We start from the raw sequence: 3764 nt of genomic DNA on the forward strand, positions 1-3764 counted from the left end.
GGGGCGGGCGGCGAGCCCTCTGCCCGCGAAGAGGCCCTCGAGATCACCGATAAAACATCTTGTACCCCACCAACCCCACCGCTTCATTGAGCAGCTGGCCGTTCTGCCAGATCGCCTTGCTTTCAGGCAACCACCCTCCCAGCGGCCGTGCATTGTCGGTACCCAGAAAGCCCACCGGTGCCGGCACCACCTGCAGCCCGTGCTGTTCGAAGCTCCACCGCGAGCGCTGCATGTGCCAGGCCTGAGTGACCACCACCACACGCTTGATGCCGTGCTCGGCAAGTAACTGGGCGCTGAACTCGGCGTTCTCCCAGGTCGTGCGGCTGCGCTCTTCCATCCAGCGCGCCGAGGTGCCGAAATCGTCGCGCAACGACTGCGCCATGATCCACGCCTCGCTGGGCGGCGAGCCATAGTGCAGGCCACCGGAAGTCAGCACCGGAAGCCCGGACGCCTTGGCCAGCCTGGCCGCGTAGCGGACCCGTTCGAGCGCGACACCGGTCGGCTGATCGATGCCGTCCCAGGCCGGGTCGCCGCGCTCGCGACCGGCTCCCAGAATCACGATGGCGTCGGCGCGCTGCGCCAAGGTGCTCCACCCCTGCGCTGGCAGTGCCGGTTCGCTCTCGAGCCAGTTCGCCGCATGCTGCATCACCACCGGCAGGCTCATCAGCCATAGCCCACCTAATCCAGCGACGAAACAGGCGCCCGCCAACCGTGGCCAGCGACGGCGCAGCCACCAGGCGACCAGCAACAGGACGAAAAAGATTCCGGGCGGCAGCAACAACTGTTTGAGGATGAAACGTGAAAACATCGGGCATCTCCAGAAAATGCCCGAAGCCTAAGCGTTGCTGCGCTGGCGAACAACTGCGCTCACGGTTTCCCGGAATACCCGCGGCCATCCCTGCCGATGGACGACCTGCGTCGGTCGCGCTCGTGCAGCCAGTACACCTTGGCCGATGCCTTGCGTACCGGCACAGCGGGGGCCGACGGCTCGGCACAGGCGCGCTCGCCACAGACATGCAGGTAAGCGTCGATCAATTCGTACTCGGCCCGGCTCAAGCCACGCAACTCCAGTTCCGCAGGCTTTTCATCGCGCAGGCGAACCGCTGTTCGGGCCACGTCCAGGGCCAGCCCCAGACGGTCGATGAGACGTTCGTAAACATCAGGCTGCATGGCCTTGATATGCGGCTCTACCATTGGCTCACCTCACTCCAGAAAAAAACGTTCTATCCTCCCCAAGCTTAGCGCTGGCTGGAAAATCAGTCGGTTGCAGCGACCAACGGATCGCGCCAGGCGCTTGGTCGAGCCATGGCAGCTGCAATCAAGGTTTCCCTCGATAGAGGGGGGTCATGTATGCTACGGCGTTTAATATCATCGTACCTTGCCAACAGGCTCAGCCTATTTAGCAGCTGCCGGATAAGGTCACCCATTTCTCAGCGCAAAGTAGCCATGCACGAACTCTATCAGCCCCGCGAAATCGAAGCCGCCGCCCAGTCGTTCTGGGATGCGAAGAAGTCTTTTGAAGTGAGTGAACAGCCAGGCAAGGACACGTATTACTGCCTGTCGATGTTCCCCTACCCCAGCGGCAAACTGCACATGGGGCACGTGCGCAACTACACCATTGGCGATGTGATCGCTCGCTATCAGCGCATGCAGGGCAAGAACGTCCTGCAGCCCATGGGTTGGGACGCCTTCGGCATGCCTGCGGAAAACGCGGCCATGAAGAACAACGTCGCGCCGGCCAAGTGGACGTACGAAAACATCGCCTACATGAAGACCCAGCTCAAGAGCCTGGGCCTGGCCATCGACTGGTCGCGCGAAGTCACCACCTGCAAGCCCGACTACTACCGCTGGGAACAATGGCTGTTCACCCGCCTGTTCGAAAAAGGCGTGATCTACCGCAAGAACGGTACCGTGAACTGGGACCCGGTGGACCAGACGGTCTTGGCCAACGAACAGGTCATCGACGGTCGTGGCTGGCGTTCGGGCGCGCTCATCGAGAAGCGCGAGATACCGATGTACTACTTCAAGATCACTGCATACGCCGACGAGCTCCTGGAGAGCCTCGACGAACTGCCGGGCTGGCCGGAACAGGTCAAGACCATGCAGCGCAACTGGATCGGCAAGTCCAAGGGCATGGAAGTCCAGTTCCCTTACGATCAGTCTTCGATCGGTGAGGCCGGGACGTTGAAGGTGTTCACCACACGTCCCGACACGCTGATGGGCGCCACCTACGTTGCCGTTGCCGCAGAACATCCGCTGGCGACTCTGGCCGCACGCTCCGATGCCGCGCTGCAGGCCTTCATCGAGGAGTGCAAGAGCGGCAGCGTGGCCGAGGCCGACGTCGCTACCCAGGAAAAACGCGGCATGCCAACCGCGCTGTTCGTCGAGCATCCGCTCACCGGCGAGAAGCTGCCGGTCTGGGTCGCCAACTATGTACTGATGCACTACGGCGACGGTGCGGTCATGGCCGTTCCGGCCCACGACGAGCGCGATTTCGAGTTCGCCTTGAAGTACGACCTGCCGATCAAGCCGGTGGTGCGCACCAGTGCGGGCGACCTGACGCCTGCGCCATGGGTTTCGGCCTACAACGAGCACGGTCCGCTGATCAACTCCGGGGAATTCGACGGCCTCGACTTCGAAGGCGCTTTCGACGCCATCGAAGTGGCCTTGATCAAGAAGGACCTGGGCAAGTCGCGCACCCAGTTCCGCCTGCGTGACTGGGGTATCAGCCGCCAGCGCTACTGGGGCTGCCCGATCCCGATCGTGCACTGCGATGCCTGCGGCGACGTTCCGGTCCCCGAGGATCAACTGCCGGTCGTGTTGCCCGAAGACGTGGTCCCCGATGGTGCCGGTTCGCCACTGGCGCGCATGCCCGAATTCTACGAGTGCACCTGCCCGAAATGCGGCGCACCGGCCAAGCGCGAAACCGACACCATGGACACCTTCGTGGAATCGTCCTGGTACTTCGCCCGTTACGCTTCGCCGCACTATGAAGGCGGCATGGTCGATCCGGCCGCTGCCAACCACTGGTTGCCGGTGGATCAGTACATCGGTGGTATCGAGCACGCGATCCTGCACCTGCTGTACGCGCGCTTCTTCCACAAGCTGATGCGCGACGAAGGCCTGGTCAGCTCCAACGAGCCGTTCAAGAACCTGCTAACCCAGGGCATGGTCATCGCCGAAACCTACTACCGTCTCGAAGCCAACGGCAGCAAGACCTGGTTCAACCCAGCCGACGTCGAGCTGGTCCGCGATGCCAAGGCCAAGATCGTATCGGCCAAACTCATCAGCGACGGCCTGCCGGTGGAAATCGGCGGCACCGAGAAGATGTCCAAGTCGAAGAACAACGGCGTCGATCCGCAATCGATGATCGACCAGTACGGTGCCGATACCTGCCGCCTGTTCATGATGTTCGCCTCGCCACCGGACATGAGCCTGGAGTGGTCCGACTCCGGCGTGGAAGGCTCGCACCGCTTCCTCAAGCGCGTCTGGCGTCTGGCGCAGGCACATGTCGGCCAGGGTTCGCATGCCCCGCTCGACGTCGCAGCTCTGGACGACGAACAGAAAGCCGTTCGCCGCGCGATCCACCTGGCGATCAAGCAGGCCAGTCAGGATGTGGGCCAGAACCACAAGTTCAACACCGCCATCGCCCAAGTGATGACGCTGATGAACGTGCTGGAGAAGGCCCCGCAGGCCACGGCTCAGGATCGTGCCTTGCTGCACGAAGGTCTGGAAACCGTGACCCTGCTGCTGGCACCGATCAC

General features: G+C 62.6%; 3 protein-coding genes. 1 reads left to right on the top strand and 2 read right to left on the bottom strand.

Features of this window, described 5'->3' with window-relative positions; all coding sequences use genetic code 11:
- Positions 1-43: 43 nt before the first annotated feature.
- Together B2V21_RS14675 and B2V21_RS14680 are read right to left on the bottom strand one after the other, a co-directional pair.
- Positions 44-808, bottom strand: a complete 765-nt coding sequence (locus B2V21_RS14675) for a YdcF family protein (RefSeq protein ID WP_286917232.1) — start codon at positions 806-808, stop codon at positions 44-46.
- Between the two features lie 59 nt (positions 809-867).
- The gene (locus B2V21_RS14680; RefSeq protein WP_286917233.1) at positions 868-1194 is read right to left on the bottom strand and encodes a hypothetical protein; all 327 of its coding nucleotides are present in this window, start codon (positions 1192-1194) and stop codon (positions 868-870) included.
- 252 nt (positions 1195-1446) lie between these two features.
- On the opposite strand from B2V21_RS14680, the gene leuS reads away from it, so the two are divergent.
- On the top strand, positions 1447-3764 hold a 2318-nt coding region (gene leuS / locus B2V21_RS14685), incomplete at its 3' end, for a leucine--tRNA ligase (RefSeq protein WP_286917234.1).

It is taken from the genome of Pseudomonas sp. UBA6276 (assembly GCF_002438365.1).
In the GTDB taxonomy this organism is placed as follows: Bacteria; Pseudomonadota; Gammaproteobacteria; order Pseudomonadales; family Pseudomonadaceae; genus Aquipseudomonas; species Aquipseudomonas coleopterorum.

Excerpts from the sequence above, each read along its gene's own strand:
- B2V21_RS14680 (WP_286917233.1), bottom strand. The coding sequence starts at position 1,194 with ATGGTAGAGCCGCATATCAAGGCCATGCAGCCTGATGTTTACGAACGT.
- B2V21_RS14675 (WP_286917232.1), bottom strand. The coding sequence starts at position 808 with ATGTTTTCACGTTTCATCCTCAAACAGTTGTTGCTGCCGCCCGGAATC.